This window comes from Streptomyces albireticuli (assembly GCF_021228125.1).
Classification (GTDB): Bacteria; Actinomycetota; Actinomycetes; order Streptomycetales; family Streptomycetaceae; genus Streptomyces; species Streptomyces albireticuli.
Genome location: NZ_JAJQQS010000060.1, coordinates 1 through 3,540, shown reverse-complemented (window position 1 = coordinate 3,540; position 3,540 = coordinate 1). Strand labels below are relative to the sequence as shown.

The 3,540-nt window shown below is 61.4% G+C and carries 1 protein-coding gene and 2 pseudogenes; 2 read left to right on the top strand and 1 reads right to left on the bottom strand.

The window, feature by feature from the left end; genetic code table 11:
• Window positions 1-212 (top strand): annotated as a pseudogene (locus LUZ64_RS36455) (helix-turn-helix domain-containing protein); the annotation flags it as partial.
• A gap of 317 nt (window positions 213-529) precedes the next feature.
• Here the strand turns inward: LUZ64_RS36455 and LUZ64_RS36450 are convergent.
• A complete protein-coding gene (locus LUZ64_RS36450) occupies window positions 530-1,270 on the bottom strand; it encodes an SIMPL domain-containing protein (RefSeq protein ID WP_095580374.1) in 741 nt (246 codons plus the stop codon).
• A 495-nt stretch (window positions 1,271-1,765) separates the two neighbouring features.
• Between LUZ64_RS36450 and LUZ64_RS36445 the strand changes: the two are divergent.
• Window positions 1,766-2,875 (top strand): annotated as a pseudogene (locus LUZ64_RS36445) (IS630 family transposase).
• The last annotated feature ends 665 nt before the right edge of the window (window positions 2,876-3,540 follow it).

The following is a 3,540-nucleotide window of genomic DNA, read 5'->3' as shown; positions in this document are numbered from 1 at the left end:
TGAGGGTGACCGCCGCTGCAAACTTCCGCCGCTTCGGCGTGCCCTCGTCGGGCTGGTGTACCTGCGCCGGCATGACACCCTTACCCAGCTCGCCGCTGGTTTCGGCATCGCAGGCGGCACTGCCCCCCGCTGACACCGCAGCAGCCGTCGGGCTGCTCGCCGACCGCGCGCCCGGGCTGCTGCGTGCCCTACGCGAAGCCGCCCCCGACTATCCAGTCGGCTATCAACCGCACGCTTTCCGCAACACGGCCACCAGTCGAGCGGGGCGTGGGCCCGTCTGAACTCCTGGCGGATCTTCCGCAAAGCCCCGGTGCAGCCCCATTCGAATGGCGGCAATCGCCACTGCCGTCCTCACCCTGGAGCCGCAACACTGAAAGAACTCACAGACTCAGGACACTAATTGATGCCCCGTAAAGTCTGGCCAGAGGTGTTATGATCTTGGTGTGGGTGCTGTGGTGACAGTCTCAAAGACATCGCCACCCAGCGTAAAATCTCCATTTTGTTTGCGGTGTCCTTGCCCTAGCTCCCGCTAATTGCTTCGGCCTATAAGTTCGTACACAGCATGCGTCACAATTTCGGCTCGAAATTCTCTTGGGCTAATTGGCATTGACACTATTTTCCCGGGTGCTTCAACATTTGTCGACCAAGGTTCCGTATAGGTGATACCTATTTCATTAATGGAGATAATTTTACCTATCTTACGTCCGCCTAGACGTGCATACTGGTCGGCTTTCGAGAAGGCGTCCCGATGTGCTGCAATTCGAGCTTTTCTACGAAGCGGCTGCTGATTCTTGACGCTAAATTCAAGCCCCTCAATCCTTCCGTTATTACCAACAACGTCCACGACACTTTGAATAAATGCCCCAGCTCTCGAGATATCGCGAATCTTCAGTGAAATACTTTGACTCGCGCGGTAGCCGGAAATTCTTGATTTCCCCTTGGCGTCTTGGTATACGGGCGAGAGCATCAGGCCTTGAGTGTGAATATCGTTTTGAGGAATTCCCCAACTCCGCGCCATACTAAGTAGTGAGTTAACCGAAGTGTTGTGAGTGGCGACAGCGCTCTTCGCAGTGGCTCTGACCACCTCCACTTCGGCAGATAGAATACACATGTCAGGCAAGGAAGACGCTTCTCCGAGACCTGAAACCGCGACAGTTCCAGTACGGTTTCGCGTCGTGACATTAGAAGAACCGACACATTTTTTAAAGACGGATTTCACGCTGGCAAAAAATGCCAAAACGCATTGACGGAGAAAGTAATAAAGAGGCATGGGTGCGGGAATCCCAACAGTTAGTTAGCTTAGCGTGGAAATATTGACCTTCGGCTTTGATTCTGAACTAAAAATACTGCATGCAATGGTTATTTAGATACCCTTCGGCAGAGTGGTGATGAATGATAGAAATTAAGGTATTCGACTCGCTCTCGGCGTACGGGAACCCCCATTTCTTCTGGTTTTCCGCTCTGGGCCCATCGCATGCGTTCGCGAGGGAGTCGTAATGCTGCCTGTACCCCAGGAAGAGTGAAGCGGATGCAAGCACCGATTCTCCAGCAGGCTCTGATCGTGACCTCGCTCATGCACTGCGGCAGTCCAGTCGACGTCCGCGCTCACACGCGGCCGAGTCTGCACTCCGATATCCAGAACAGACTCGACGAGAGCATGACGTTCTCTGGCGTCTCGCAGATTCCTAGTGCTGTGACCGCATTGGTTGACCGGGTTGCTCGTTGTGCCGGTGGGACAGCATCTTCGATCAGCACGGGGGCGGGTATGGCGCTACCGGTCAGGGTTCGCAGGCTGACCGAGCAGGAGGGTCAGAGGTTGCAACGGATCGTGCGGCGGGGCAGCACGAGTGCGGTGCGGTTCCGGCGGGCGATGATGCTGCTGGCCTCGGCCGGCGGGAGCACGGTCCCGGTCATCGCCCGTCTGGTCCAGGCCGACGAGGACACCGTCCGTGACGTGATCCACCAGTTCAACGAGATCGGGCTCGCATGCCTGGACCCTCGGTGGGCGGGAGGCCGTCCCCGCCTGCTCACCCCTGACGACGAGGACTTCGTCATCCAGACGGCCACCGCCCGGCCCACCCAGCTGGGCAAGCCCTTCACCCGCTGGTCGGTCCGCAAGCTCGCTGATCACCTGCACCGCAACATCGCCCGGCCCGTGCGGATCGGCCGGGAGGCCCTGCGGCGCTTGCTCGCCCGTAAAGGGATCCACCTTCCAGCACACGAAGCCTTGGAAGGACTCCCCGGACCCCGACTTCGAGGCCAAGCTGGACCGGATCGAATACGCGGTCAACGAGCGCCCGGACCGCACCTTCGCCTTCGACGAGTTCGGTCCGCTGGGCATCCGCCCGACCGCCGGCTCCTGCTGGGCCGGACAAGGCAAGCCCGACCGGTTGCCGGCGACCTACCGCCGCACCCACGGCATCACCTACTTCTCGGTCGGCGACGACCAGGTCTGGGGCATCAATAATCGGCGCAAAGGCATCGACCACACCTGGGCGGCCCTACGATCGATCCGCGCTGCCCGCCCGGACGGCGCCCCGATCTGCGTGATCCTGGACAATCTCTCAGCCCACCGGAACTGGAGGATCCGCACGTGGGCGGCACGGAACAAGGTCGAGTTGTGCTTCACCCCGACCTACGCGTCCTGGGCCAACCCCATCGAGGCCCACTTCGGACCGCTGCGACAGTTCACCCTCGCCAACTCGCACCACCCAACCACACCGCCCAGACCCGAGCCCTGCACGCCTACCTCCGCTGGCGCAACCAGAACGCCCGCCACCCCGACGTCCTTGCCGCACAACGTCGCGAACGCGCCCGGATCCGCAGCGAGAAAGGCGTCCGCTGGGGCGGCAGGCCGCTACATGCAGCGTCCTGACCAGCACACCCGGCGAACCAATGTGGTCACAGCACTAGGCGAGGACTGGGGGTGTGCGTTCCAGCCCTCGGGTCAGCTGCAGATGTCGCGTTCGAGTGTCTGGTCGGAGCGGGGGCTCCACCGGGGCTCTTGGTGGTCAATTCCGCGAGGAAGTGCATCTCCATCAAGTTCAGTGCCAGGACGCTCCTGTAGATGGAACTGCGGATGAGCCGACAGCCATCACTGGATGACCGGTGTCTTGTGCGTCGCGTAGTTGCCCAGCGCGACGCAGCCCTCTAGACCTGGCGAGACCTGCTGACCCAGCATGGCCAGGGACTTCTTGAACTCGGCGGCCTGGGTGGCGGTGGTGGATTGAACCGATGACCTTGCCGGTTGTGGCGTCGGGTTCGGCGAAGAGGGTGGTGGTGTCGGCGCGGACACAGTCTGGGTTGTGGTGCTTGGGCGCCTGGCGCAGTCGCCGGCGGGATGGGTTGGGGCCCATCCGGGGTCTGGGTCAGTGGCTTCTCATCGACGTCGAGGGTGGGCGGCTAGGCCGTTTCTTGAGGTGGTTGATGCGGCGCTCGGCGGTGTTGTGTTGTTTGTCGGCCTCGCGGTCGAAGGCGGGTGGCTGGCCGTCGTGGCTGCCGCGTCGCTTGCGGTGAGCCTGCTGGCCGGCGGGGACCGGG